At 41.6% G+C, this 26,212-nt stretch carries 25 protein-coding genes and 1 riboswitch; of the genes, 19 read left to right on the forward strand and 6 right to left on the reverse strand.

From position 1 onward, the window contains the following. Window positions 1-53: 53 nt before the first annotated feature. Window positions 54-194, forward strand: a riboswitch (FMN riboswitch). A gap of 75 nt (window positions 195-269) precedes the next feature. The 12 genes from ACFORE_RS01515 to ACFORE_RS01570 all read left to right on the forward strand — a co-directional run bounded on the left by ACFORE_RS01515 (window position 270) and on the right by ACFORE_RS01570 (window position 11,934). Next, complete coding sequence (locus tag ACFORE_RS01515; RefSeq protein ID WP_154454538.1) at window positions 270-833, forward strand: ECF transporter S component; 564 nt, start codon at window positions 270-272, stop codon at window positions 831-833. A gap of 30 nt (window positions 834-863) precedes the next feature. Further along, window positions 864-1,520, forward strand: a complete 657-nt coding sequence (locus ACFORE_RS01520) for a phosphatase PAP2 family protein (protein ID WP_154454586.1) — start codon at window positions 864-866, stop codon at window positions 1,518-1,520. Between the two features lie 101 nt (window positions 1,521-1,621). Next, entirely contained in the window at window positions 1,622-2,563 is a 942-nt protein-coding gene (gene mnmL / locus ACFORE_RS01525) for a tRNA modification radical SAM protein MnmL/YtqA (RefSeq protein WP_154454539.1), read from the forward strand. Then, on the forward strand, window positions 2,560-3,123 hold the full coding sequence (mnmM, locus tag ACFORE_RS01530) for a tRNA 5-(aminomethyl)-2-thiouridylate-methyltransferase MnmM (protein WP_154454540.1): 564 nt from the start codon (window positions 2,560-2,562) through the stop codon (window positions 3,121-3,123). Before mnmL ends, mnmM begins: the two co-directional genes overlap by 4 nt. A 3-nt stretch (window positions 3,124-3,126) precedes the next feature. Next, complete coding sequence (locus tag ACFORE_RS01535; protein ID WP_154454541.1) at window positions 3,127-3,369, forward strand: hypothetical protein; 243 nt, start codon at window positions 3,127-3,129, stop codon at window positions 3,367-3,369. 18 nt (window positions 3,370-3,387) lie between these two features. After that, window positions 3,388-5,451, forward strand: coding sequence for a cation:proton antiporter (locus ACFORE_RS01540; RefSeq protein ID WP_380434925.1), 2,064 nt, complete (start codon window positions 3,388-3,390; stop codon window positions 5,449-5,451). A 101-nt stretch (window positions 5,452-5,552) separates the two neighbouring features. Then, entirely contained in the window at window positions 5,553-6,884 is a 1,332-nt protein-coding gene (locus ACFORE_RS01545; RefSeq protein WP_154454542.1) for a hemolysin family protein, read from the forward strand. 66 nt (window positions 6,885-6,950) lie between these two features. After that, a complete protein-coding gene (gene pflA / locus ACFORE_RS01550; RefSeq protein ID WP_206148149.1) occupies window positions 6,951-7,745 on the forward strand; it encodes a pyruvate formate-lyase-activating protein in 795 nt (264 codons plus the stop codon). Between the two features lie 54 nt (window positions 7,746-7,799). Then, complete coding sequence (locus tag ACFORE_RS01555) at window positions 7,800-8,432, forward strand: hypothetical protein (protein ID WP_154454544.1); 633 nt, start codon at window positions 7,800-7,802, stop codon at window positions 8,430-8,432. A 154-nt stretch (window positions 8,433-8,586) separates the two neighbouring features. Next, window positions 8,587-9,519 (forward strand): manganese-dependent inorganic pyrophosphatase, encoded by a 933-nt coding sequence (locus tag ACFORE_RS01560; protein ID WP_154454545.1) that lies wholly within the window; start codon window positions 8,587-8,589, stop codon window positions 9,517-9,519. Between the two features lie 213 nt (window positions 9,520-9,732). Next, window positions 9,733-10,920, forward strand: coding sequence for a DUF6287 domain-containing protein (locus ACFORE_RS01565; RefSeq protein WP_235300283.1), 1,188 nt, complete (start codon window positions 9,733-9,735; stop codon window positions 10,918-10,920). Window positions 10,921-10,962: 42 nt separating this feature from the next. Then, window positions 10,963-11,934 carry a DUF6287 domain-containing protein gene (locus ACFORE_RS01570; protein ID WP_154454546.1) on the forward strand — a complete coding sequence of 324 codons (972 nt, stop codon included), beginning with the start codon at window positions 10,963-10,965 and terminating at the stop codon, window positions 11,932-11,934. A 57-nt stretch (window positions 11,935-11,991) separates the two neighbouring features. Here the strand turns inward: ACFORE_RS01570 and yaaA are convergent, their stop codons facing one another. Beyond that, window positions 11,992-12,723, reverse strand: a complete 732-nt coding sequence (yaaA, locus tag ACFORE_RS01575) for a peroxide stress protein YaaA (protein WP_235280825.1) — start codon at window positions 12,721-12,723, stop codon at window positions 11,992-11,994. 98 nt (window positions 12,724-12,821) lie between these two features. Here yaaA and ACFORE_RS01580 point away from each other — a divergent pair, with 98 nt between their 5' ends. Together ACFORE_RS01580 and ACFORE_RS01585 are read left to right on the forward strand one after the other, a co-directional pair. Then, on the forward strand, window positions 12,822-13,334 hold the full coding sequence (locus ACFORE_RS01580) for a YiiX/YebB-like N1pC/P60 family cysteine hydrolase (protein ID WP_154454548.1): 513 nt from the start codon (window positions 12,822-12,824) through the stop codon (window positions 13,332-13,334). After that, window positions 13,331-13,987: a DUF1803 domain-containing protein gene (locus ACFORE_RS01585; protein ID WP_154454549.1), complete on the forward strand. Its 657-nt coding sequence runs from the start codon at window positions 13,331-13,333 to the stop codon at window positions 13,985-13,987. Before ACFORE_RS01580 ends, ACFORE_RS01585 begins: the two co-directional genes overlap by 4 nt. A gap of 33 nt (window positions 13,988-14,020) precedes the next feature. Here ACFORE_RS01585 and ACFORE_RS01590 read toward each other — a convergent pair whose 3' ends face one another. From ACFORE_RS01590 to ACFORE_RS01610, 5 genes are all read right to left on the reverse strand, one after another. Next, the gene (locus tag ACFORE_RS01590; protein WP_154454550.1) at window positions 14,021-15,022 is read right to left on the reverse strand and encodes a FecCD family ABC transporter permease; all 1,002 of its coding nucleotides are present in this window, start codon (window positions 15,020-15,022) and stop codon (window positions 14,021-14,023) included. Beyond that, entirely contained in the window at window positions 15,019-16,041 is a 1,023-nt protein-coding gene (locus ACFORE_RS01595; protein WP_154454551.1) for a FecCD family ABC transporter permease, read from the reverse strand. The genes ACFORE_RS01590 and ACFORE_RS01595 overlap by 4 nt, the downstream gene beginning before the upstream one ends. A gap of 37 nt (window positions 16,042-16,078) precedes the next feature. After that, a complete protein-coding gene (locus ACFORE_RS01600; protein ID WP_154454552.1) occupies window positions 16,079-17,017 on the reverse strand; it encodes an ABC transporter substrate-binding protein in 939 nt (312 codons plus the stop codon). 21 nt (window positions 17,018-17,038) lie between these two features. Continuing rightward, entirely contained in the window at window positions 17,039-17,821 is a 783-nt protein-coding gene (locus tag ACFORE_RS01605; RefSeq protein ID WP_154454553.1) for an ABC transporter ATP-binding protein, read from the reverse strand. 119 nt (window positions 17,822-17,940) lie between these two features. After that, window positions 17,941-19,392, reverse strand: coding sequence for a UDP-N-acetylmuramoyl-L-alanyl-D-glutamate--L-lysine ligase (locus ACFORE_RS01610; protein WP_235280827.1), 1,452 nt, complete (start codon window positions 19,390-19,392; stop codon window positions 17,941-17,943). A gap of 103 nt (window positions 19,393-19,495) precedes the next feature. On the opposite strand from ACFORE_RS01610, the gene ACFORE_RS01615 reads away from it, so the two are divergent. The 5 genes from ACFORE_RS01615 (at window position 19,496) to ACFORE_RS01635 (ending at window position 26,025) form a co-directional block, all read left to right on the forward strand. Beyond that, entirely contained in the window at window positions 19,496-21,130 is a 1,635-nt protein-coding gene (locus ACFORE_RS01615; RefSeq protein WP_264879607.1) for a putative polysaccharide biosynthesis protein, read from the forward strand. 175 nt (window positions 21,131-21,305) lie between these two features. After that, entirely contained in the window at window positions 21,306-22,400 is a 1,095-nt protein-coding gene (locus ACFORE_RS01620) for a cystathionine gamma-synthase (RefSeq protein WP_154454556.1), read from the forward strand. Window position 22,401: 1 nt separating this feature from the next. Further along, window positions 22,402-23,571 (forward strand): MalY/PatB family protein, encoded by a 1,170-nt coding sequence (locus tag ACFORE_RS01625; RefSeq protein ID WP_294592108.1) that lies wholly within the window; start codon window positions 22,402-22,404, stop codon window positions 23,569-23,571. Between the two features lie 183 nt (window positions 23,572-23,754). Next, window positions 23,755-25,155: an NAD-dependent succinate-semialdehyde dehydrogenase gene (locus tag ACFORE_RS01630; protein ID WP_294426324.1), complete on the forward strand. Its 1,401-nt coding sequence runs from the start codon at window positions 23,755-23,757 to the stop codon at window positions 25,153-25,155. A gap of 222 nt (window positions 25,156-25,377) precedes the next feature. Further along, window positions 25,378-26,025, forward strand: a complete 648-nt coding sequence (locus ACFORE_RS01635) for a Rossmann-fold NAD(P)-binding domain-containing protein (RefSeq protein WP_294917160.1) — start codon at window positions 25,378-25,380, stop codon at window positions 26,023-26,025. Window positions 26,026-26,212: the final 187 nt, after the last annotated feature.

The raw sequence follows: 26,212 nt of genomic DNA on the forward strand, positions 1-26,212 counted from the left end.
TCTTTTTTTTCTGTCACATCTATTGCGTCAGGGGCGTTTTTTTGTTATGCTAAAGATGTCTTCAGGGCAGGGTGAGATTCCCGACCGGCGGTGCTTTGTGTCGCAACAAAGCGAAAAGTCCGCGAGCTACGTGAAGTAGTTGACCTAGTGCGATTCTAGGACCGACAGTATAGTCTGGATGGGAGAAGACCAAGGATTAGCTACGCTTTTTTGGTGTCGCTTAATACCTTAGTGCTTCTTTCAATTTGAAAAAATTGGAGGAATTTTTTATGTTTAACACAATGTCTAGGACAAGAAAACTGTCGTATATTGCCATTTTATCAGCCCTTTCCTTTTTGCTGATGTATGTGCAATTTCCTTTAATTCCAGCAGCAAGCTTTTTGCAGTTTGATTTTTCCATTATGCCTATTTTGATAGGCTTGGTGGTTTTGGATTTAAGAAGCGCTATGTGCATTTTAGTGCTGCGGACCTTTTTAAAGCTCTGGCTTAATAATGGGGGCATTTCCAGTCTGATTGGCTTACCCATGAATGTGGTGGCTCTTGGTGTGTTTGTCTTAGCCTTGGCTTTGCTGTGGAATAAGAAACGAACAACTAAAAATTACATCATTGCCTCTGTTGTAGGAACACTTGGTTTGACAGCTGCCATGTTCTGCTTAAATTATATCTATGCCGTGCCATTTTACGCCATGTTTGCGAATTTTGATATTCAGGCTGTTTTGGGACTGGGCAATTATTTATTTGCTATGGTTATTCCGTTTAACCTCATTGAAGGGGTGATTTTCTCGGTTTGCTTTTTCCTTTTGTACCGATGCATCACCTTTCTTAAACTCTAACCCATTTTTTGTGGTATAATGACTCTTATGATGAAACATAAACAATCTTATTTTCTAGGTGGCTCATTTGCATTAGTCCTTTTCATGATGCTAGGCTACTTGGTGAAATTTTACCCAGCAGATTTAGTCCGTATTGATGCTGATATTCAAATCGCTTTGCGTGCGGATTTGCCTCGGCACTGGATCGCATTTTTCAAAATCATTACCAACTTTGGGCATGAAATCTATATCTTTATCTATGTTTTTGCCCTCGCTTCTCTCTTTTATGTTTGGAAGAAATGGAAGATGGAAGCTTTCTTATTGGTTGGTAACCTCTTGTTGATGGGCGTTTTATCAACAGGTTTTAAATACCTTTACAACCGCCCACGTCCAGATATTCCTTATCTTATTGCCAAGCCAATGGGAGCTTCATTCCCAAGTTGGCACGCAGCAGCAACCATGGTTGTTGCCCTTAGCTTGGTCGTTATTGTCAACCAACACCTAACACAGACCTTTGCTAAACGTTGCTTGCAAGTGCTATTCATCGCCTTGGCTTTTGCCACTGCCTTGTCACGCATTTATCTAGGGGTACACTACCCATCAGATATCTTGGGTGGCTGGCTCTTAGCCTTTACTATCGTTTTATTCGTCTATCCTTTTTATGCCGAAAAACGATTTGAATGGCGTTTCCAAGGCAAACAAGATTAAAAAACATCATAAGATGGAAAGACCTTTTGGGTCTTTTTTCGATGAATTAAAGTAAGCAATAAGAGTTTGTTTGTTTTTTGTAAAATGTTATAATAGGTGCTATGAAAAAACGTTATAATACATTAAATGATTATTATCGTCAGCTTTTTGGGGAGAAGATTTTCAAAGTTCCCATTGATGCGGGCTTTGATTGTCCCAACCGTGATGGAACGGTAGCCCACGGTGGGTGTACTTTTTGTACGGTATCGGGTTCAGGTGATGCCATCGTTGCCCCTGAGGCACCGATTCGCGACCAATTTTATAAAGAAATTGATTTTATGCATCGTAAATGGCCCAGCGTTCAGAAATATTTGGTGTATTTTCAAAATTTCACCAACACCCATGATAGGGTTGAAGTGATTCGAGAGCGTTACGAGCAAGCCATCAATGAACCTGGCGTGGTCGGTATTAACATTGGGACTCGTCCAGATTGTTTGCCAGATGAAACCATTGCTTATTTGGCGGAATTGTCTGAGCGCATGCATGTGACTGTTGAGCTAGGCTTACAGACCACTTATGAAAAAACGTCCCAGCTCATCAACCGAGCCCACACTTACCAATTGTACGTGGAAACGGTCAAACGCCTACACCAACAAGCTCCCAAGGTGGAAATCGTGTCGCATTTAATCAATGGCTTGCCAGGGGAAACGCCTGAGATGATGCTGGAAAATGTCAGACGTTGCGTGACGGATAACGATATTGACGGCATTAAACTGCATTTATTGCATCTCATGACCAATACCAGAATGCAACGCGATTATCACGAAGGGCGTCTGAAATTGCTCTCAATGGACGAATATGTCCAAATCATTTGCAATCAGTTGGAAATCATTCCAAAATCTATCATCATTCACCGAATTACGGGTGATGCCCCGCGCGATATGCTTATTGGGCCAATGTGGAGCCTTAAAAAATGGGAAGTTTTAAACGCCATTGACGAAGAAATGGAGCGCCGAGGCAGTTATCAAGGCTGCAAGCTAGAAAATCAAGAGGTGTCTGTATGATAAAACGTCCTTTGCAGGTGTCACATGCCTTTTTGGCGGAAGTTTTAGATAAAGAAGCCATTGCTGTGGATGCAACCATGGGAAATGGCAATGACACAGCCTTTTTGGCTGGCTTGTCAAAAAACGTTTATGCTTTTGATATTCAAGAACAAGCCCTAAAAAGTACGGCCCAGCGTTTGGAAAAAGCAGGTATCTGCAATGCCCACTTGATTTTAGCGGGGCATGAGCAGGTGGACCAGTACGTCACAGAGCCTATCCGTGCGGCTATTTTCAACTTGGGTTATTTACCAAGTGCTGATAAAACAGTGGTTACAAAGCCCGACACAACCCTTGTGGCTATTGAGAAAATCTTGGCCCAGCTCGAAGTTGGCGGTCGCCTAGCCATCATGATTTATTATGGACATGAGGGCGGTGACCAAGAAAAAGATGCTGTGTTGCACTTTGTGCAAAACCTTGACCAAAGGCTCTTTACAGCGATGTTGTACCAACCATTAAATCAAATCAATCAACCACCTTTTCTTGTGATGATTGAAAAATTAAAGAAAGTGAAAGAGGACTAATTTATGCACCCCCTAACGGTTCATGAAACCATTCAGCGTATGCACCAAAAATACTTGGAAACAGAAACGCCAACCGTTTACACTTTAGAAGAAGTGAGCGACCGTGTTTTGCTTATCAAAAGAAGATTGGCAAACTTGGAAAAAGAGCGCTGCATTTGCTTGAGAGAGGGCAGAGATGTCACACGAATTGACCAAAAAATTGCCAAACAAAAGGAACAATTTATGGTGAATTGTTTGCAAAAATAAGAATCAGAGGTGATGGTTATCGAGAGTTCTATCTTACTTATCGCATTTTTCTTAATGCTGATTGTATCTAATATCATCAATCGTCTATACCCTAAAATTCCCTTGCCTTTTATTCAGATTGTCTTGGGAATTTTGGTGGGTGTTTTAGCTAGAGAAAGCACATTAACACTCAATTCGGAGCTGTTTTTGGCTTTGGTTATTGGTCCGCTGAACTTTTGTGAGGGGCAAGAAAGTGATGTCATGACCTTTGTCAAATACAAGTCCATCGTGGCTTATTTGATTTTGCCAACGGTGTTTATCACCATGTTGACCGTTGGTTATGTGACTGGAAAATTATTGCCAGTTGATATTCCCTTGGCAGCTAGTTTTGCCTTGGGAGCTGCTTTAGCCCCAACAGATGCCGTCGCCTTTCTTTCCATTGCCAAACGGTTTAAATTTCCCAAACGAGTGGAGTCTATCCTGACCCTAGAAGGGCTCTTAAATGACGCCAGCGGTTTGATTTCCTTTGAATTTGCCGTTGCGGCTTTGATGACGGGAACCTTTTCGTTGCTTACGGCGAGTTTTAGCCTCTTTTGGGCTATTATCGGCGGTATTTTAGTCGGTATCTTATTTGCCTTGCTAAACCGTGGTGTTTTGTCTTTCCTTGAAAAGATTGATATTGCAGACGTGACAGGGGCGCTGTTGCTAGAATTATCCCTGCCAATTGTGTCTTATTTTGTTGCCAGTCTTTTTGGGGTGTCAGGTATCATCGCCGTGGTTATTGCGGGGTTATCTCAAGCCCGCCGTTTCAAACGCATTCGGCTATTTGATGTTGAGTTGGACCGCGTTAGTCAGATTATTTGGGAAACAGTCAGCTTTATGCTAAACGGCTTGGTTTTTACGGTCTTTGGTTACGAATTAACCCGCATCGTTGAGCCAGCCTTGGTCAATCCTCTAGTCAACAATTACCGTTTGCTGGCTATCGTTTTGACGGTGACGGTCTTGCTCTTTTTAGTGCGTTTTGTGATGATTAGCCTTTACTATGCTTTTCATTACCGTACCATGGTGCGTTCGCTAAGAGCAGCAATCAGAGAAATTCTCCTTTTGACCTTTTCAGGTGTTAAAGGAACGGTATCTATGGCGACCATTTTGCTTTTGCCACAATTCAACGCTTATGCTTACAGTTTGATTTTGTTTACCGTAGCAGCGGTTACCTTATTGAGTTTTGTGACGGGCTTGGTGGTTTTACCTTATCTTGCTCAGAGTTCAGATGGTGAAGAAAAGACCGATTACCTCACGCAAATCGCCATTTTGCACGAGGTGGTGCAAACCTTGGAAGATGATTTGAAAAACACTAAAGACGAAGACAAAGGAGCCCTGTATGCCGCTATTGACAATTACAATAGCCGTATCAAGCACTTGGTTTTGGAACAAGAACCCACGAGTGTCAAACGGGAATTGGTGTATTTGCGTTTGATGATTTTAGGAATTGAAAGTGACGGTTTGGAACATGCCTTTTCAGAAGGCCGCATTGAGTTGGTGGAATACCGCTTGTACCAACGTTATTTGCAAAATCTAGAACGTCAAATCAACCGTGGTTTCATCTCGACCTTTACGTATTTCTTTACCATTAGCATGCGAGGCATTCGCCGTTTGATTCGGGAAAGTTTGAGCTTGTGGCCGACCTTGCGTCGTTTCTTGTCAGGGCAGCCAAGAGAAATTCGCTTGACCGAAGAAAATCGAGAACGCCTGACTGAACTCTACCTCAGCAATACCGAATTGGTGCTAGAAGGTCTGCAAGATTTGGAAGGGGTTTACAACAGCGATTTGATTGCCTTTATGAAACGCTCTCGCTTGCAGGAAGTCGAAATCATCGAAACAGGTGTTTTTGTCGAACGTGTTATCGCCCATATGCGCTCAGACAATATTGATGAAATGTTGCGTGGCTATTATTTGGAGCGAAAAGTCATTGCGGAGTACGAAAGCCGTGGGGACATTACCCCAAGTTATGCGACCTTTTTACGCCGCAATGTTAACAAACTTGAAAGTTATTCCCTCAAAGATGACCTAGCCGAACCTTATAATCACGTTATTATTCAGTAATGATTACATAAAAAATAAAATATGTTATAATATAATCACTGTATTATTTTGATGCAGTGATTTATTCATATTAGTTTTTGAAGAACAGGAGTACATGTAATATGGAAGACCCCAGTCAGAACTTAGCGTTACAATTTGTTTTATTATTGATTTTGACGCTCCTAAATGCCTTTTTCTCAGCTTCTGAGATGGCTTTAGTTTCCCTAAACCGTTCCCGTGTTGAGCAAAAAACAGCAGAAGGCGACCGGAGATATACAAGATTATTGTCTGTTCTGGACAATCCCAACAATTTCTTATCAACCATCCAAGTTGGTATTACCTTTATTGGTCTGCTCCAAGGTGCGAGCTTGTCAGCTTCTCTAGGAAGTGTGATTGCGTCTTGGTTTGGTAATTTTGTTTGGGCCCAAACGGCAGGTAGTGTGATTTCACTTGTCTTTTTGACCTATATTTCCATTGTTCTTGGTGAGCTTTACCCTAAACGAATTGCCCTCAACCTCAAGGAAAATTTAGCGGTTGTTTCTGCCCCAGTCATTATCTTAATAGGAAAAATTGTAAGTCCGTTTGTTTGGCTACTCTCAGCATCAACCAATCTCTTGTCGCGTCTGACTCCAATGCAATTTGACGATGCAGATGAGAAGATGACCCGTGATGAGATTGCTTATATGTTGTCTAATAGTGAAGAAACGTTAGGCGCAGAAGAAATTGAGATGCTCCAAGGTGTTTTCTCTTTGGATGAATTGATGGCGCGTGAAGTGATGGTGCCCCGTACCGACTCCTTCATGATTGACATTAACGACGATACCCAAGACAATATTCAAGAAATTCTGAAACAAAACTTTTCACGTATCCCAGTCTATGACGACGATAAGGACAAGATTATCGGTATCTTGCATACCAAACGTTTGTTAGCTGCTGGTTTTTGCGATGGATTTGACAAAGTGGATTTGCGTAAGATTTTACAAGAACCTTTGTTTGTTCCAGAAACTATCTTTGTGGATGATTTGTTGCGTCAATTGCGTAATACCCAAAATCGAATGGCTATCTTGCTAGATGAGTACGGTGGGGTTTCTGGTTTGGTCACCTTAGAAGACCTTCTTGAAGAAATTGTCGGTGAAATCGATGATGAAACCGATATGGCTGAACAATTTGTTCGCGAAATTGGTGACAATACCTATATTGTTCTTGGGACAATGACTCTAAACGAGTTTAACGATTATTTTGATGTGCAGCTAGAAAGCGATGATGTGGATACCATTGCTGGTTTCTACCTGACAGGTGTGGGCAATATCCCAACCCAAGAGAGTCGTGAAACCTTTGAAATCGACACCAAAGAAAAACATATTGCTATTACCAACGATAAAGTGAAAGATGGCCGTGTCACGAAATTGAAGGTTGTCTTTTCTGATATAGAACAGAGTATTGAAGAAGACTAAGCTAAACCTTAGTCTTTTTTCTTATGAAAATGCTATAATAATATTAGAAAAACGGTTACAAAGGAAATGACAATGACAGAAATAGATTATGGTAAAGTAACAGGAATGGTGCATTCCACAGAGAGTTTCGGTTCTGTTGATGGGCCAGGGGTTCGATTTGTGATTTTCATGCAGGGCTGCAAGATGCGCTGCCAGTATTGCCACAACCCTGATACCTGGGCAATGGAAACCAACAAATCAAGAGAACGCACGGTTGATGATGTGTTAGAAGAAGCCCTTCGTTACCGCCATTATTGGGGGAAAAATGGAGGGATTACTGTTTCTGGTGGTGAGGCTATGTTGCAAATTGATTTTGTGACGGCTCTCTTTACCAAGGCTAAAGCTATGGGGATTCATTGTACCTTGGATACGTGTGGATTTAGTTTTCGCGATACGCCAGAATACCACGAGGTTGTGGATAAGTTGTTAGCAGTGACAGATTTGGTCTTGTTGGATTTGAAGGAAATCAATCCCAAACAACACATCGTGGTGACGCGTCAACCTAACACTAATATTTTAGCCTTCGCACGCTACTTGTCTGACAAGGGAGTGCCAGTGTGGATTCGCCATGTGCTAGTACCTGGCTTGACGGATTTTGATGAGGATTTGATTGAGCTAGGAAAATTTGTCGCGACGCTGAAAAATGTGGATAAGTTTGAAATCTTGCCTTATCATACCTTGGGTGAGTTTAAGTGGCGTGAATTGGGGATTCCTTATACCCTTGAAGGCGTCAAACCGCCAACCAAGGAACGCGTCCAAAATGCCAAAGAATTGATGCACACCGAATCTTATACCGAGTACATGAAACGCATCCACCAATGAGATATTGACATTGCCTCAAAACTTTGATAAGTTATAGCATAAGGTGAAAAAAGCATGAATAGTTACAAAGTTTTAAAATTTGATGAGGCCTTTGTTTACCTGATTCAAGATGGTAAGATTAAAAAAGTGGCGCGTGATTTATTTGATTTTGATATTAAATTGGGTGATACGGTTGATTATATTCAAGATGGAGATATCGTAGTGGTTTTGCCTAGCCAAAAAGCCACAGATGAGGTTGTGGATGACGAGGCTTCGACCAAATCAGCTCTTTTACAGGGCATTTTGAACCTCTTTTTAGAAACCCTAGCCATCCACAATAATGATTTGGGCAATCTCAAGAAAATCTTTTCGCAGTTGCTCGTAACTCTCTTTATGGCGTGGAGTTTAATTGGCGTCATTTTGATTGAGTTTTTGCTGCTGCTAGAATCGCTTATCGTTTTTGTATGGTGGTTATTGGTCAAGGGCGTTCGGAGTTTGCATTTGGTGGATAACAGCCGACGCTACATGGCTTACCGTAAGGAAAAGAAAGCCACACAAAATCGTGAAAACCGCGAGGAAGAAGAACGTTTGTTGCGTTTGGCTTTGGCACAAGAAAAAACCAAACAAACAGAAACTAAAGCTACCGATGACGCTTCAGCTTCTGAAGAACAAGCACCAACTTCCAAAGAGGACACAGAGGAAAACTAAGAACTTCTATAGTCAGAGAATTACTGACCTAGGAGTTTTTTCTTTTGTTGCAACCTTCTAGGAAGTTGAAAGTATTACGCCTCGCATATAGCCTTTTTTGCCTTTTTTTGCTAAAATGAGAGAGAAGTAAAATAATAATGATGAGGTAGAAAACATGTCTAAAATTTTAGTTTTTGGTCACCAAAATCCAGACTCTGATGCTATCGGTTCATCAGTTGCTTATGCATATTTGAAACGTGAACTTGGTGTTGATGCTGAAGGTGTTGCCCTAGGCACTCCAAATGAAGAAACTGCTTTTGCTTTAGACTACTTTGGCGTAGAAGCACCACGCGTTGTGGAATCTGCAAAAGCTGAAGGGGCTGACCAAGTTATTTTGACAGACCACAACGAATTCCAACAATCAATCTCTGATATTCGTGACGTTGAAGTTATCGAAGTTGTTGATCACCACCGTGTTGCAAATTTTGAAACAGCTAACCCACTTTACATGCGTTTAGAACCAGTTGGTTCAGCTTCATCAATCGTTTACCGCCTATACAAAGAAAATAACGTTGTTATTCCTAAAGAAATGGCTGGTTTGCTTTTGTCTGGTTTGATTTCAGATACCCTTCTTCTTAAATCACCAACAACTCATGCCACAGACCCAGCTGTTGCTGCTGACTTGGCAGAAATCGCAGGTGTAAACCTTGAAGAATATGGTTTGGCTTTGCTTAAAGCTGGTACAAACTTGGCAACAAAATCTGCTGAAGAATTGATTGACATTGACGCCAAAACATTTGAACTTAATGGAAACCAAGTTCGTGTAGCACAAGTTAACACAGTTGATATTAACGAAGTTCTTGAACGCCAAGCAGAAATCGAAGCAGCTATTACAGCAGCAAATACTGCAAATGGTTACTCTGACTTTGTACTTATGATTACTGATATTCTTAACTCAAACTCAGAAATCTTGGCACTTGGTTCAAACATTGGCAAAGTTGAAGCTGCCTTCAACTTCAAACTTGAAAATAACCACGCATTCCTTGCAGGTGCTGTTTCACGTAAAAAACAAGTTGTCCCACAATTAACAGAAAGCTTCAACGCTTAATTAATAAGGGATAATAAAAAGGTGACGTGAGTCGTCTAAAAATCTTAGAATTTTATATTAAAACTAAAGTGAGATAATTATTGTATCTCACTTTTTTTCTAAGTTTGTCTAGTCTAGTGATTTTGTTATTTCTAAAAAGTTATTATAATCCATTCAGAAGAGCATTTGTTATGATACAATGAGTACAAAACGAAAGAAAAATGAGGGATTATTATGAAAAAGTTTGTTTTATTTTTTTCTTGCCTATTATTAGTAGGATGTCATCAGGAATCAAATGATACTAAAACAACCACGCAAAGTAGCGAAAAAATACAAACTTCTAGCAGCAGTAGTAATGTATCCTTGCAGGAAGAGAATAAAGATTATAGTGAATGGTACCTAAACTATAAGTATTATTATGTTCAATCTAATACCTCATCATTAATGTTTGGCGGATTATCATTGAATAATGATGGAACAGTAATCTTATATAGATCTGGCGCTGAACTAATGGCTTATAATCAAGGAAATCCTTTGGAAGGAAAGTACACAATCGAGGAGTATGAAGAACCAGATTCTATCCAAACCTATATCACTTCGGGAAATATGACTGTAAATGGTGAAGAACCAAGCCGAACAGAAGTTATGCCGAGTATTAAGATTGTAATTAATATTTCTTCTGAAGACATTCAGCGAGTTAATGGTACAGTTGAATTTTCAGAAGATCAAACGACAGAGGTATTATATGGCTATACCAATGATGAAGGAAATAAAGTATTGACAACAGGAAAAGGAAATCAGTCAGCAATACAGGTTTATTTTCACGGAAAACCTAATAAAACAGAATATGTTGTTAATGCAGATGAGGTAAATTTGCGTTCTAAACCAAGCTTAAATTCCGATATTATTGATTCAAGACGAAAGGGTGATATTATCCAAGTATCTGATTGCGTTAATGGTGATAAGTATAATGATATTTCAAGTTGGTGGGAAGTATCTGTTGATGGAAAAATATGTTATGTTTGGTCGGGTGCGCTACAAATAAAATCAGCATATGATTATGAACAACAATCTGTAAATGATATTGATTTATCTGCAATCAGTAAAGGTGATTATGAATCGTTAGTGGGAACATGGGTTAATGGTAGAGGTGATACTCTTGTCATTCAAGCAGATGGATCTGTTGTCAGTACAGTAAGCGGAAGGACGGGCGAAGGAAGTTTGGGAGGTGCTTTTAGATATGAAAGTGATGGTGTTCCTTATATTGGAATGAGTAATGGCTATATGGGAGGTTTAATAGCATTACTTAAGATTGGTTTTAAAACAGAAGGTGACAATTCAGATACTTCTAAACCACGAATTGTACCAACACAGAATGGTGTGTATAATTTATCGAGTGATGCTTATTATTATCGTCAATAATAATGTAATATTTTTATAGGAGTATTAAGGAAAGGTCAGTTTATGAAAAAGTTTGTTTTACTAGGCATAATGGTTTTATTATTGTCAGGGTGTTCTAAAAAGAGTGATAGTCGAAGTGTAAGTGGTAGTTGGAACACAAACTCGAGTGAGACGATTAGTTCTAGCAGTTCAACTGTATCACAGACAGAAAGTAATGAGGAAGTAACAAGTAATAATAGTATTTATGACGTTGTACTAGAGAAACTTAGAAATGATACCAGTGAGAGCCCTGCGACACATTATGCTTATTATGATATTGATGGAAATGGACAGGATGAACTATTTTCTGGACGGTATTGGGAGTCTACGGGAACAATTGAATTCGCCGCTCTTTATTATGATAATAACGGTGTTGCTGATTATTTGGCACAAAGTTATGTTGCGTCAGCTGGTGGTTATAGAGAAGCTGCAAATATTTATACAGATGGAACGGTTATTACAGCTAAGTGGATGTCAACAGGAACTCAAATGGAAGACACTCAATATCAACTAAGAGCAGACAATAGAGGTGTTGATGTAATAAAAAATGCTAATGTACCTATTGGGAGAGATGTAGAGTTGTCGGATTACTTTGACATCAAGGGGAAAAAAGAGTTTGATTTTAGTATTTTGGATTGGCAACCTTTGGCATCAGAACAGACTTCTTCAGGTGATTTAAATATTGACCAGATACTTAATGGAGATTATACATCATTAGCTGGAACATGGAAAAATGGTAGGGGGCAAACTTTTGAATTTAGTGATGAAGGAATGCTTGAAGGAATGAATATTAGTTCGCCACGAGAAAGTTCTTATGGAACAGTTATCTTAGCATGTGGTGCAGCTAACGGTGCACCCGGTGGATTTGCTATTGAAGTTTACCCTACTGGTGTCAAAAATCCCAAAGGAGATCATTCGGATTCTTCCCAACCAAGGTTGATTGCTGGGCAACAATTTATTGACTTTCCTGCAGAAGCATATTATTATAGAGAATAACAAAACAAAAGCAAACGAATCGTTGGTTTGATTGGTTTGCTTTTTATTTTTGGGATGTTATTCTTGATCACGGATAAAGGTGAGGGTTTGGTCTTTGGATAATTCTGGTGAGAATTGGAAGCCGTCAAAGGTTAGGTGTTTGATTTGCTCAATGGTTTCAATTTGTTTTTCAGCCATTAGTGAGACCAAACGACCACGTCCTTTTTTAGAAATGGTTGAATGAACTTTTGGCTTTCCGTTTCTATTTTCCATAAAGACAATTTTAACTATGCGTTTGCGGATATTTGGAGAGAAAACTTGCTCAAATTCTGATGACAGTAATGAAATGATGAGTTCGTCATCTTGGACTTCTTCGTCGTATTGTTGTCTCCAAAATTGTTTTAATGATGTGTTGTCAATCTTGAGATTTCCTTGAAAATCAAGGCGATGTGGTGCGATTAACGTCATGGGACTGATTAAGCCGTATAAGGCAGTAGCGATACGAAGGTGGTTATCAAGATAATGTCGCTCCGATTCGGTTACCTGAGTTCGTTTCATATACCGATACATGAGACCGTCATATAATAGCCATGCGTGGTAGGTTTTGGCTTCCCCGTCAGCAAGACGTTTCCAGCGCAGCCATTCTTGGTCAGCCTTGTTGGAATTAATTTTGTAAAAGTTGGCCAAGTCATCAACAGCGTATTCGCGTATGATTTTGAGAACTGTTTGACTCATAGGAGTTAGGTTTTGACTTGGAAAAGCATCTTGGTTGGTATGTAATTCTTTGGCGTTAGGAATTAATATTTTCATACTGGCATTATAGCATATCACTAGAGCGTGCTACAATGTTTCGGTTTAAGTGAGAAAGTTTTACAGCCGTCAGGCTGGTTTTTTGTTATAATAAGGCTATGACTATTCAGGAATTGCAGGCGGGGGATTTGCTTTTTGTGAAGGATGCGTCCGACCTGTCACAAGCTATTCAAGAGGCAACAGGAAAGTATAGCCATGTTGCCATTTATTTTGACCACATGATTTACCATGCCACGAGAGATAAGGGCGTGATTAAGGAAGATTTGGCGGCTTTTTTAGCCAGTCATTCGCAGGCAATTGCCGTCTATCGCTATCCGCAAATAAACGTGGAAAAGGTCTTTAGGGCTGCGGAAAATTTACTCGGAAAGCCTTACAATGACAGCTTTTACCCCGACAATGATGCTTATTATTGCTCACAATATATTGCTAGTATTCTGCCTATTTTTCCCCCTATCCCCATGCAGTTTGGTGATGGCAATCAAGAGATTTCCCCTTTTTGGCAGGCTTATTATGATAAACTTGGGCTTGCTGTGCCATTCAATCAACCTGGGACCAATCCCAGCCAATTAGCACAGTCTAAGCTATTACACTATGTAGGAGAATTGATATGATTCGTATATTTAATCCAGATAAATGGACTCGACAAGCTTTTTTTAAAGACTTGGTAGCTTTTTTGTACCAGCACGATGATGTGACCTTGCGTCAGATAAAGGCGGCATTTCCCGAGGTGACCAAAATTGACCGTTTGTTGGAGGAGTACATTCAGGCAGGGTACATTATCCGTGAAAATAAACGCTACACGATTGGTTTGGACTTGTTAGAGGATGTGGCTTGTGTGAGCTTAGATAGTCAGGTTTTTGTGGATGACCAAAGCGAGGTTTTTGCTGAGCTTATGGCGCTGCGTTTTGAAACCGAACTAGCCAATACAACCAACGACTTGGTTGTGCGAGAAGAAACAGGTATTGCACGAGATGACTTGACCTTGGCCAATTACTTTTTCAAGCTGGATGAGAATTTGCCTCTTTCAGCTGCCCAAAAGCCGCTCTATGATTTGTTAGGGGATGTCAATCCTCAGTATGCCTTGAAATACATGACAACATTTCTCTTAAAATTTGCACGCAAGGACGAGGTGGCCCAAAAACGCCCTGATATTTTTGTCACAGCCTTGGAGTTATTGGGTTACATTCACAAAAATGACCAAGGCAAATATGTCTTAAAGATGCTTTTTGACACGGAAAATCTTCTATTGATTAGCAAAGCCTAAAGAAAATCCCTAGACCGAGATGGTTTAGGGATTTTATGCTGTTTTTGACATGAGGTAGAGGAAATAAGGCGCTCCGATGATGGCAACGACGATGCCTGTGGGAATGCCTGTTCCAACTAAGAAAATACGGCCAAGGGTATCGGCGATTAGGAGCAATAGCATTCCCATTATCATGATGGCAGGTAGGCTAACGCGGTGGTCGCTGCCTAGAAAGCGGCGCGTGATGTGTCCAGCCAGTAAGCCAACAAAGGTGATATTGCCAACGAGTACCACGCTAATGGCAGATAAGGCTGTGGCTAATACGAGAATATAGAAGCGTTCTCGTTTCAGATGTAATCCCAAAGCTAGTGCGCTTTCTTCGTTTAGGGTCATGATGTTTAAAGCGTAACTACGGCTGTAAGTTGCCAGCCAGATGAGAATGAGCAGCGGCGCCAAAATTGTCAGCGTTTGCCAATTGCCGCCAGTCACCTTCCCGCTTAACCAAGAAACGATGTAGTCCGTTTCATTTGGGTCAAGTTGGTCCATGACAGCCACCATCACACCAGACAGCAGACTGGAAATCCCCACCCCTGCAATAATAAGGCGTGTTGGATTGATGGGCTGATTTTTCCGATAAGATACGAGATAAACGATGCAAATGGTTAGCATCCCGCCTAGCATGGCAAAGCATGGCATAAGTGCAATAACCAGTGGATGACTCGTGTCTAACAATCCAATCATCAGAGCAATGACCAGCCCAGCGCCTGTATTGATGCCCAAAATACCTGAGTCTGCCAAGGGATTTCGCGTCAGCGTTTGCAATAATACCCCTGCCAAAGCCAGCGAGGCACCTCCCAGCAAACAAGCCAAAATACGTGGCAAACGGATGTCTAAAACGATGAGTGAAGTGGTTGGATCGGCCTGCCCTAAAAAGACTTGGAGGACGTCGCCAAAGGACGAATGCGCATACCCAAGCGACAAAGATAGGAGGAAGGCTAGGACGAGCAAGACGCTTAACAAGATAAAATGACGAGCAGTAGGTCGTTTTGCAGTCATGCTTGTTCTCCTTTTCTAACCAACCATAAAAAGCAAGGCAAGCCGATGATGCTGATGATAGCGCTGAGTGGCGTTTCAGCAGGTGGATTCATAACGCGACTCACCAAATCCACCCACAGCATAAATGTGCTACCTGCAAAAGCTGTTAAGGGCAGAATGAGGCGGTAATCTTTTGCCACAAACAGTTTTATAAAATGCGGAATGATAAGGCCTACGAAAGCAAGACTTCCCACCAAGGCAACTGCAGCAGCAGACAAAATCACCACAATACCAAGAAAAGTCACGGTCATGGAGAAAGTTTCTTGCCCTAAAGATTTAGCAACGGTTTCGTCAAGGCTTAAAATGGTCAATTGATGGGCGAATATTTGGGCTAGAATCAAGCCAAGGACAATGACAGGAGCGATAATGCCCAGCATTTTCCAATTGACCTGAGCCAAGCCACCAGCCTGCCAGCCAATAACAGCCTTTGACAAATCAAAATACAAGGTCAAAGCTTGTCCGATAGCTGACAATAGCATAGCAACCATAGCCCCTGCCAAAATCAATCGCAGTTGCTGGTAACCCTTTCTAGGACGATAAGCCAAGCCAAAAACCAAAAGTGCCGCTACAATAGCTCCTAATAGGCAAAGCACCAACATCACGCTATAATGCATACTCCCCAAAAATGCATAGCCCGCAATCAGTGCCAATCCAGCACCGGCATTGATACCCAAAAGCCCAGGGTCAGCAATGGGATTGCGTGTGATGCCCTGCATGATTGCCCCAGCTTGCGCCATGGCAGCACCAACCAAAATAGCAGCCAGCGTTCTTGGTAAGCGTAAATCAATAATGACATCTTGCACTGGCGAATCCGTCAAAGGGTGCTTGAGCACTTGAACGAGCTGGCTATTGGAATAGGTGATGGCACCAAAGCGAAGCTCTCCATACCAGCCCAGCCCAAAAAGTAGGCAGAGGCAGATAAGGAGAAGCCAAGTAGCAGCGGTTTTATTTTTTTGAAAAAGAAGGGAGATTGGTTTCATGAGATTTCCTTTTCAGAAAGCATTGGATTGATAGGGATTAAGCGTTGAGTTCTTTGATGGCTGTCACGAAAACGTCGAGTTGTTTGTCTAATGACAAGGGGTCTGAGAAATAAAAGAGATTTTCATCGACTTCTAAGACGTGCTTGTTTTTGACGGCAGAGAGGTTGTTCCAAACGTCGCTTTCTTTCAGGGAAGCTGCCACGTTTTGGCTGTCCTTGCTGGTGTTAACCACCAAATAATCCCCAACATAATCGCCTAGCACTTCTTGAGAAATATTTAGCCAGCCTGCAGGAAAGACGTCTTCTTGCACTTTTTGAGGAGCAGCATAGCCAAGAGCGTCATAAATCAGTTCTCCACCACGTCCCCAGTTCTTACCGTAAAGGTAAATGTCCTTATCATAAAAATCCATGATGGTAAAGGTGCTTGATGGGTCGATGTATTGGCTCAATTCTTCCTTGGTAGCCTTGGTTTTTTCTTCCCACTGGTTTAGCCATTCTTTGGCTTTGTCTTCTTTGTCAAAGACCTTTCCAAGAGCGGTCATCATTTCCAAGTAATTGTTTTTGCCGTAATCAATGACCAAAACAGGAGCAATGGCTTTTAATTGAGCGAGGTTGCTATCAGTTGAAAAGGCAATGATTAAATCAGGCTTTTGCGCAGCGATAGCCTCGGTATCATCTGAAGTCAGATGCACAGCCTTATCCAATTGTTTTTCAAAAGCAGGGTTGTTTTTTTCCAAATCTAAGGAATAACTAGACACATTGACCCCAAGTTCCAAGAGGTAGCCTGTGTAAGAATAGGCAAAATTGACGACTTTTTTAGGATTTTTGGGAATGTCCCCTTCGTAAGAGAAGCCAGTGATTTTAGGCATGCTAGACAAGTCTGCCTGCTTGGTATCAGATGATGAGTTATTTTTGTGGCAAGCCACGAGTGTAAAGGTTGCTAGAAATGTTGCTAAAGCGACGAAAAACTTTTTCATATTATTCTCCAAATGATTAATCTATGTCAGCTGATAAGTCAGCAATATTGGGCGGTTGTGGATAGGGTCTTGAACGATCTGGGCATCGATGTTGAAAATATCACGCAAAATAGCTGGCGTCATAATATCGGTGATGCTGCCGTGATAAGCGATTTTTCCAGATTTCATAGCGATTAAGGTATCCGAAAAACGTGCGGATAAATTCAAATCGTGCAAGACCATGATAATGGTTTTCTTGGTTTCAGTGTTGAGCTTTTTGAGCAATTCCAAGACTTCCAATTGGTGATTCATGTCGAGATAAGTGGTTGGCTCGTCCAGAAAAATCGTGTCGGTGTCTTGTGCCAAAGCCATGGCAATCCAAACACATTGCCGTTGCCCACCAGAGAGGGAATCAACGCTTTCATTAGCAAGGTCAGCCACCTTGGTCATCTCCATCGCCCAATTGATTTTGTCCTTGTCCTCTTTGGTCAATCGTCCCCAAGAATTTTGGTGAGGAAAACGCCCATAAGAAACCAATTCATAAACTGAAATACCGTCCGTTGCCTCAAGCATTTGTGGAAGCAGGGCTAGTTTTTTCGCCACTTCCTTAGTTGGCAAGTGTACGATAGACTCTCCGTCAATTAAAACATGCCCAGATTTCACAGGGTGAATGCGAGTCAAGGCTTTTAATAAAGTGGATTTGCCGCAACCATTTGCCCCAATAATCGTGGTGATTTCTTGCTTGGCAATGGTGACAGATAGCTTGTCCAAAATAAGCTTGTCCTCATAGGCAACTGAGATATTTTCAGCAGCAATTTGTGACATACAAGTCCTCCTTTCTAGAAAATGTCTTTTTTATTGTAACAAGAAAAAAAGCCTGAGAAAAGGCTTTTTCTATGATTGCTACTTGGTTAGAATCATTCAAAAGTTTACTTAAAATCATTCTAATCAAGGTATTTTTTGGCGATTTGCAAATCTCCAGCGTAAGGCGTGTGTTCTCCGTTGACGATTTGGTAAGCGTCAGCCCCTTTTCCTGCAATGATAACAGCATCATCTTGTGTTTTTGTTAATGTCATAGCGTGCGCGATAGCTTTTTCACGGTCCACTTGAATGGTAAGCGGACGGTTGACTTGGCTGGCAATTTCTTCGGCAATAGCTTGCGGGTCTTCGTAGTTAGGGTCATCTGCCGTCAAAATCACGTGTAGATTAGGGTGGGCATTGATGATGCGGGCAAAATCAGCTCGGCGACTTTCCCCTTTATTACCAGTCGCTCCCAAAATCAAATACAAGTTTCCTTTTTGGTGTTCTTCCACGACAGACAACAATTTGGCAAGGCTATCCCCGTTATGGGCATAGTCCACAAAGACCTTGGCACCATTGGCTTGGGTGATGACTTCCATACGACCTGGGACGCTGGTTTCAGCAATTCCTTTTTGAATATCATCAAGGCTAGCTCCTAGACGGTGGCAGGCAAGTCCAGCTGCCAAGGCATTTTCTTGGTTAAATGAACCAATGAGCTGAATATCGTAGTGCCCAGCCAAGGTTCCTGCCACGTCAAATGCAAAAGCTTTGCTATTGTGGATAGTATTGTCAGTCGTTTTGCCGTAAAAATCATGCGGTTTGTCAGCCACTTGTTGGGCCACCACTTTGAAATGGTCCATGTCAGCATTGACCACAACCGCTTTGCTATTAGCCATCAACAGACGCTTGTGGTAGAAATAATCCTCAAAGGTCGGATGCTCAATAGGTCCAATATGGTCTGGGCTGATGTTGAGAAAAGCGCCCACATCAAAGCTCAAACCATAAACACGGTCAACAAGATAAGCCTGACTAGACACTTCCATGATGAGATGGGTCATGCCGTTGTCTACCGCTGTCGCCATCATTTTGAAGAGGTCAAGGCTCTCAGGAGTTGTCAGATGCGATTTGAAAAAAGTCTTTCCATCAAGCGTGGTGTTCATGGTTGAGAGCATGGCTGGTTTGTGGCTTTGTTTTAGAATATGGTAGGCAAAATAAGCCGCCGTAGTCTTGCCCTTCGTTCCTGTAAATGCCAGCAAATGCAATTGTTTTTCAGGGTGTCCGTAAAAGACCATAGCAATCAAACTCATGGCTTTTTTGATGTCCGTCACGATGATGGCTGGAATCGCAAGACCATAATCCACTTGGCTCACATAAAAGCCTAGCCCTTTTTGAATAGCTTGCTCAAGGTATTCTTTTTTAAACGTCGCTCCCTTGGCAAAGAAAAGGGTGTCTTGGTCTACATCGCTACTATCAAAGCTGATGTGCTTAAACTGCGGATTTTCAGGCCAATCAAGGCTGTAATGATTGCCAAAGATAATCTCACGAAAATTGTGGTCTTTGGTTAAAATCTGGATGGTTTCTTCAAGTGTAATCATACGTTCTATTTTAGACTTAAAGTCTTTAATTTACAAGTCATAAGCAAAAGTTTATAATAAAACGTAACGCTTATTTTTAAAATTTACATCTAGAGAGAATACTATGTCTGAAAATAATACAACAACGACACAGCAACAACAGATGGTCCGTGGGACGGCTTGGTTGACGGCTTCCAATTTTCTCAGCCGCCTGCTCGGTGCTTTCTACATTATTCCTTGGTACGCTTGGATGGGAACGCACGCCGAACAAGCCAATGCCCTTTTTGGAATGGGGTATAACATTTATGCCGTTTTTCTTCTCATATCAACGGCAGGAATTCCTGTTGCCATTGCCAAACAGGTTTCCAAGTACAATGCCCTTGGTCAAGAAGAAACCAGCTACCACTTGCTGCGGAAAATACTGAAATTAACCAGTATTTTAGGGCTGATTTTTGCAGCCATCATGTATCTAGGCTCGCCGCTTCTGGCTGCTTGGAGTGGTGGTGGGGAAGACTTAGTTCGTGTCATGAAAAGCTTGTCTTGGGCCCTGCTGATTTTCCCTTCAATGAGTGTTTTACGTGGCTTTTTCCAAGGTTTCAATAATTTAAAACCCTACGCCATGAGCCAAATTGCTGAGCAAATTATCCGCGTGATTTGGATGCTGCTCACTGCCTATATCATCATGAATATCGGCTCTGGAGATTATGTGAATGCCGTCGTGCAATCCACTTTTGCAGCCTTCATTGGAATGATTGCCAGCGTCTTGGTTTTGGTAGTTTTCTTGTGGCGAGAAGGCAAATGGCAAGCTATTTTTGCTGGCAATACCAACGACGTGACGGTTGACACGCAAGCCCTTATCCTTGAAACAATAAAAGAAGCCATTCCTTTTATCATCACAGGAGCAGCTATTCAGCTCTTTCAAATTGTGGACCAAATGTCCTTCATCAATACGATGACATCTTTTACATCGTATAGCAACAAAGACCTGCAAATCTTGTACGCTTTTCTATCAAGTAACCCTAACAAGATTACGATGATTTTGGTGTCTATTGCAACGGCTATCGCAGGTGCGGGTATTCCCCTATTAACCGAAAACTTTGTCAACAAAGACAAAAAAGCCGCTGCTCAATTAGTTGTCAACAACTTGCAAATGCTTTGGATGGTGCTCTTCCCAGCCTTGGTTGGAGCCATTATCTTGGCAGAACCTATCTATACGCTCTTTTACGGAGCTCCAAGCAATACAGCTCTCTGGCTTTTTGTGGGGGCCTTGATTCAGGTTATTTTCCTAGCTCTTTACAGTTTGTTAGCACCAATGCTTCAAGCCCTCTTTGAACCTCGCAAAGCTATCCTTTACTTTGTCTATGGTTTGGTGGTGAAGATTGTGCTGCAAATTCCATTTATCTATGTGTTCCAAGCTTACGGTCCTTTGATTTCAACGGCGATTGGCTTAGCTGTGCCCATTGTCTTGATGTACCGTCGTATTCATGAAGTGACTGGCTTTAATCGCCAAGGGTTAAGACGTTCGACTCTCTTGATGACGCTATTAGCGCTTATCATGGGTGTGGTTGTGGCTATAGCAGCTTATGGGCTTCATTTTGCCATTAGTCCGACAACACGTCTTGGTAGTGTGGTTTACATTGCCTTGGTTGGTGCGATTGGCGTCCTTGTCTATGGTTTTTTGACCCTAGCCACTCATTTGCTGGATAAACTCATCGGAACACGCGCCAAAACCTTGCGTCAAAAATTACACTTACCTTAAGATATTAAAAAAGCACCCTTGCGGTGCTTTTTTGTGTTATAGTTTTGACTTATAGCTCATTATCAAGAATTAGAATAACCAAAAAGCCTGTCTAATGCCTAATAAGTGGTAGAATAGTGATAACATTTAAAAAGAGATTGATTGCTTTGGAGCAATCAAAAGAAAGGGGACTAGAATGACTAACGAATACAAATTAGCCACTATCTTGGCACATACGGGAATCAAATCAGACGAAGCAACAGGAGCCTTGGCGGCACCCATTCACTTTTCCACAACTTATCAACACCCTGAATTTGGCAAATCAACAGGTTTTGATTACACACGCACCAAAAATCCAACGCGCGCGACCTTGGAAAAAACCTTAGCAGCGATTGAACAAGCTGATTATGCCCTAGCCACATCCTCTGGTATGAGTGCTATTGTGCTGGCTTTTGAAATCTTTCCTGTCGGCGCTAAAGTGGTTGCGGCGCGTGACTTGTACGGTGGGTCTTTCCGCTGGTTCAACGACAAAGAAAGCGAAGGACGTTTTACCGTTGAGTATGCCAATACAGAAAGCGACTTGTTGGCAGCCATTTCTGATGATACTGACATTGTTTACATCGAAACCCCAACCAATCCCTTAATGGTCGAATTTGATATTGCGACGGTTGCCAAAGCCGCTCACGACAAAGGAGCCAAACTCATTGTGGATAACACTTTTTATAGCCCTATTTACCAAAATCCTATTCCTCTTGGAGCAGATATTGTGGTGCATTCGGCAACCAAGTACTTGGCAGGGCACAATGACGTTTTAGCAGGGATTGTAGTGACCAATGACCAAGCCATTTATGACAAACTCTTCTATAATTTAAACACCACAGGCTCAACCCTATCGCCTTTTGATTCATACTTATTGATGCGTGGCTTAAAAACCCTCAAATTGCGCATGGAAAAAGCCACTGAAAATGCACGTGAATTGGTTACTTTTTTGAAAACCTTGCCAACAGTTAAGGAAGTTCTTTATACAGGAAAAGGTGGCATGATTTCCTTTAAAGTGGCTGATGAAAGCAAAATTCCAACGATTATCAACCGCTTGGAAGTTATCACGTTTGCGGAAAGTCTTGGCGGTGTGGAAAGCCTTATCACCTACCCAAGAACGCAAACTCACGCTGATATTCCAGAGGACGTCCGCCTGTCTTACGGCTTGACCAATGATTTATTGCGTTTGTCTATTGGTATCGAGGACGTAGACGATTTGAAGCAAGATTTGAAAGCAGCATTGGGGGCTTAATATGGGACAATACGATTTTACAACCAGACCCAATCGCCTAAATCAATTTACTTATAAATGGCAAGCGTCGGAAAATGACCCTGATTTGCTACAACTTTGGGTGGCAGATATGGATTTTTTCCCTGTTCCAACTATCAAGGAAGCTATCATCAACTATGGTCAGGAGCATATTTTTGGATATAATTATGCCAAAGACTCGCTGTATCAATCGGTGATTTATTGGGAGAAAAAGGAGCATAGCTACGCTATCAGTAAGGAAGACATTGCCTTTATTGACGGCGTTGTTCCTGCTATTTCCGTTGCTATTCAGGCCTTTACCCAAAAAGGCGACGCTGTTCTCATCAATTCGCCTGTTTATTACCCTTTTGCCAGAACCGTTCGTTTAAACGACCGCAAATTGGTGGAAAATTCCCTTCTCATTCGAAATGGGCATTTTGAGATTGATTTTGAGCAGTTGGAAAAAGACATTGAGGATAATGAGGTCAAGCTCTACATCTTTTGTAGTCCTCACAATCCAGGTGGGCGCGTGTGGTCCAAAGAGGAACTCCAAAAAATCGGTGACCTTTGTGCCAAACACGGTGTTATCTTGATTTCCGATGAAATTCACCAAGATTTAGCCCTTTTTGGCAATACCCACCATTCTTTTAACACGGTGGACGAGCGTTTCAAGGATTTTGCCATCATTCTTTCATCAGCGACAAAGACCTTTAACATCGCGGGAACAAAGAACAGCTTTGCGATTATCCAAAATCCGCAATTACGCGATGCTTTCAAACGTGTCCAATTAGCCAATAATCAGCACGAAGTGCCAACCTTGGGCATGATAACAACCGAAACCGCCTTTACTTATGGCAAACCTTGGCTAGAAGAATTGAAATCAGTCATTGAGGAAAACATCACTTACGTTGTGGATTACTTGAGGGAAAATACTAATATCAAGGTCATGAAACCTGAAGGGACCTATCTGATTTGGCTTGATTTTTCAGCTTACGGCATTCAACAACCCCAGCTCAACGAAAAATTGCAAAAAGAAGCGCGTGTGGTCCTAAATGACGGAGAGCATTTTGGGGAAGAAGGCAAGACCTTTGCCCGCCTCAATGTCGCCGCTCCCCTTGAAACCATCAAAGAAGCCACCATGCGCATAGCAGATACCTTTGGGAAAATCAACTAGTGAAACCATCAAAAGACTTGGCAACAAGTCTTTTGATTTTTTTTTGATTTGAATTGTCATAAATTGCTAAAAAGGAGTCGCTTTTTGCTGTTCTGTTTTTAGGGGTGGCGGTGTAAACTAATACCATAAGGTCGAGAGAGGCCAAATAAAAAAATAACTAAAAAACGAAAGAGGTATTTGATTATGCCATACCAAAGTAAAAACCCATATAACAACGAAGTTCTTGCAACATTTGATACATTAACAGATGCTCAATTAGAAGAAAAATTAGTCAAAGCTCACGAAGCTTTCCAATCTTGGAAAAACACAACGTTTGAAGAACGTGCAGCAATCCTTCACCGCGCTGCTGAATTAGTTATGGAACGCCGCGAAGAGTTGGCAAGCTACAATACACTTGAAACAGGAAAACTCTTCATGGAATCAGCTTGGGAAATGAACGTGGTTGCTGATATGTTTAACCACTACGCTGATCACGGTGCTGAATACTTGAAACCAGAAATCATCAAAAACCCTGACCAAAACGCAGGTGATGCAGTAGGTATCTACCAACCAACAGGAATTATTTACCAAATCGAACCATGGAACGCTCCTTACTTCCAAATCGTTCGTCCAATGTCAGCAACCCTTATGGCAGGTAACGTGATGGTCTTGAAACACGCTTCAAACGTACTACAATGTGCCCTTGCAATGGAAAAATTGATGCGTGACGCTGGTGCACCAGAAGGTGTCTTCACAAACTTGTTTGTCAGCTACGAACAATCTGACCGTGTCATTGCTGACCCTCGTGTGACAGGTGTGACTATTACAGGTTCAACAGAAGTTGGACGTGGTGTGGCTGCAACAGCTGGTCAAAACCTTAAGAAAATCGTCCTTGAATTAGGTGGTTCTGATGCCATGGTTGTTCTAGACGATGCAGATATGGAAAAAGTGATGCAAGGTGCTATGGTTGGACGCCTAACCCTATCAGGTCAAGCTTGTGTAGGCGACAAACGTATGTTCATTCACTCTAGCCTTTACGATACTTTCATGGAACAAATCAAAGAAGCTGTTTGCAACTTGGTATCTGGTGACCCAATGGACCAAGCAACAACTCTAGCTCCTGTTGTGAATAAAAAAGCCGCTGACAAAGTTCGTGCACAAATTGCCCTTGCCGTTGAACACGGTGCAACAGCAACAACTTATGGTCAACCTGTTCCAGAAGACACAGCCTTTGTTCAACCGACTATCTTGACAAATGTGACTCCAGATAACCCAATCTTCAACGAAGAAATCTTTGGTCCTGTCTTGATGATCTTCTCATTCGACACTGAAGAAGAAGTGGTTGCCCTTGCTAATGGTACACAATACGGTCTAGGTAGCTCAGTTTACACGGAATCACCAGAACGTGCTTACCGCCTTGCTGCACAAATGGAATCAGGTGCAGTCAGCGTTAACCAACCAACTCTTCCATCACCAGCTATTCCATTTGGTGGTATCAAAAACTCAGGTTACGGCCGTGAATTAGGTGCTGACGGTATCCGTGAATTTACTAACCAAAAATACATCAATAGCAATAGCATTGATATGAAAGTTTTCCATTTATAATTATAGATAAGACGACTCCTTAAGAGGCTAAGAGGCTACACTCTTTTTCTTTTTAGCAGTTCATTTTGATGAAAGCTGTCAAGGATTGTCGTAAAATGGCAAATGAAAGGCATCCTTTATCATTTTATTTCCAATACTTTAGACGTATAATAATAGTGTCAAAAGTTAAGAGTCAACATCTTAAGGATGTGTTGACAGGTACTTGTAAGAAAGGAAAAGAGTATGGCAACAGCAATTATTTTAGTTGCTACTGGTGAAGTAGGTGGCCATATTTTAAATGAAACACTGAAAAGTGCTTACTATGATAAGGTTTATGTCCTAGGACGTGAGTCTATTCGACGTTTACCAGACCACGACAAGATGAAGAGAATCTTGATTGATTTTAACCATCCGATTGTCGATGATGTGGTGTTACAAGACGCAGATGTCTTTTTCGCCATTGGAACAGATGGCCGCAAGTTATTTGAAAAAGTTGATTTTGGCTATGATTTCCAATTCGCGAAAATTTGTCAAGGTAAAATCAGAAGCTTTAATTTAGTATCTGCTATGGGTGCCAATAGCCAAATATCTTATTACAAATATTTGCAAGTTAAAGGGCGCTTAGAAGATTCGCTACGCAGTATGTCACTTGGTGATGTGCGTTTCTACCATCTGTCAATGCTCATCGCCCCTGACCGCGAGAACCTGCCACTTGGCGATGCCATTTGGATTAAGATTTTCCAAGTCATCTCACCTGTCCTAGTCGGACCAATGTCTGGCTGGAAAGGTATCACCCCACAAAACGTTGCGCAAGCAATGGTGAAAAATGCAGAACGCCGCACCAAACAAACGGTTTACCTGCATGATGACATGATGAACAGCGTTCACTAAAAATATGACGAAAAATGTTATTGCGTTTGTCATTAACTGTCATAATAATGGCGTTATAAGTTATGGCAAAAGCCAAAATTAAGGACTATAATAAAGACATCAATTGAAAAAGAAGAAATAGAGGTAAGAAAAAATGAAAAAGGTTATTTTGTTAACAGGAGCAAGTAGTGGTATTGGTTATCAAACA

This window comes from Streptococcus alactolyticus (assembly GCF_042649785.1).
Taxonomy (GTDB): Bacteria; Bacillota; Bacilli; order Lactobacillales; family Streptococcaceae; genus Streptococcus; species Streptococcus alactolyticus.

Bases quoted from the DNA above. Each gene is read 5' to 3' on its own strand.
- ACFORE_RS01515 (WP_154454538.1), top strand. From the start codon at position 270: ATGTTTAACACAATGTCTAGGACAAGAAAACTGTCGTATATTGCCATT.
- ACFORE_RS01520 (WP_154454586.1), top strand. From the start codon at position 864: ATGAAACATAAACAATCTTATTTTCTAGGTGGCTCATTTGCATTAGTC.
- mnmL (WP_154454539.1), top strand. From the start codon at position 1,622: ATGAAAAAACGTTATAATACATTAAATGATTATTATCGTCAGCTTTTT.
- mnmM (WP_154454540.1), top strand. From the start codon at position 2,560: ATGATAAAACGTCCTTTGCAGGTGTCACATGCCTTTTTGGCGGAAGTT.
- ACFORE_RS01535 (WP_154454541.1), top strand. From the start codon at position 3,127: ATGCACCCCCTAACGGTTCATGAAACCATTCAGCGTATGCACCAAAAA.
- ACFORE_RS01545 (WP_154454542.1), top strand. From the start codon at position 5,553: ATGGAAGACCCCAGTCAGAACTTAGCGTTACAATTTGTTTTATTATTG.
- pflA (WP_206148149.1), top strand. From the start codon at position 6,951: ATGACAATGACAGAAATAGATTATGGTAAAGTAACAGGAATGGTGCAT.
- ACFORE_RS01555 (WP_154454544.1), top strand. From the start codon at position 7,800: ATGAATAGTTACAAAGTTTTAAAATTTGATGAGGCCTTTGTTTACCTG.
- ACFORE_RS01560 (WP_154454545.1), top strand. From the start codon at position 8,587: ATGTCTAAAATTTTAGTTTTTGGTCACCAAAATCCAGACTCTGATGCT.
- ACFORE_RS01565 (WP_235300283.1), top strand. From the start codon at position 9,733: ATGAAAAAGTTTGTTTTATTTTTTTCTTGCCTATTATTAGTAGGATGT.
- ACFORE_RS01570 (WP_154454546.1), top strand. From the start codon at position 10,963: ATGAAAAAGTTTGTTTTACTAGGCATAATGGTTTTATTATTGTCAGGG.
- yaaA (WP_235280825.1), bottom strand. From the start codon at position 12,723: ATGAAAATATTAATTCCTAACGCCAAAGAATTACATACCAACCAAGAT.
- ACFORE_RS01580 (WP_154454548.1), top strand. From the start codon at position 12,822: ATGACTATTCAGGAATTGCAGGCGGGGGATTTGCTTTTTGTGAAGGAT.
- ACFORE_RS01585 (WP_154454549.1), top strand. From the start codon at position 13,331: ATGATTCGTATATTTAATCCAGATAAATGGACTCGACAAGCTTTTTTT.
- ACFORE_RS01590 (WP_154454550.1), bottom strand. From the start codon at position 15,022: ATGACTGCAAAACGACCTACTGCTCGTCATTTTATCTTGTTAAGCGTC.
- ACFORE_RS01595 (WP_154454551.1), bottom strand. From the start codon at position 16,041: ATGAAACCAATCTCCCTTCTTTTTCAAAAAAATAAAACCGCTGCTACT.
- ACFORE_RS01600 (WP_154454552.1), bottom strand. From the start codon at position 17,017: ATGAAAAAGTTTTTCGTCGCTTTAGCAACATTTCTAGCAACCTTTACA.
- ACFORE_RS01605 (WP_154454553.1), bottom strand. From the start codon at position 17,821: ATGTCACAAATTGCTGCTGAAAATATCTCAGTTGCCTATGAGGACAAG.
- ACFORE_RS01610 (WP_235280827.1), bottom strand. From the start codon at position 19,392: ATGATTACACTTGAAGAAACCATCCAGATTTTAACCAAAGACCACAAT.
- ACFORE_RS01615 (WP_264879607.1), top strand. From the start codon at position 19,496: ATGTCTGAAAATAATACAACAACGACACAGCAACAACAGATGGTCCGT.
- ACFORE_RS01620 (WP_154454556.1), top strand. From the start codon at position 21,306: ATGACTAACGAATACAAATTAGCCACTATCTTGGCACATACGGGAATC.
- ACFORE_RS01625 (WP_294592108.1), top strand. From the start codon at position 22,402: ATGGGACAATACGATTTTACAACCAGACCCAATCGCCTAAATCAATTT.
- ACFORE_RS01630 (WP_294426324.1), top strand. From the start codon at position 23,755: ATGCCATACCAAAGTAAAAACCCATATAACAACGAAGTTCTTGCAACA.
- ACFORE_RS01635 (WP_294917160.1), top strand. From the start codon at position 25,378: ATGGCAACAGCAATTATTTTAGTTGCTACTGGTGAAGTAGGTGGCCAT.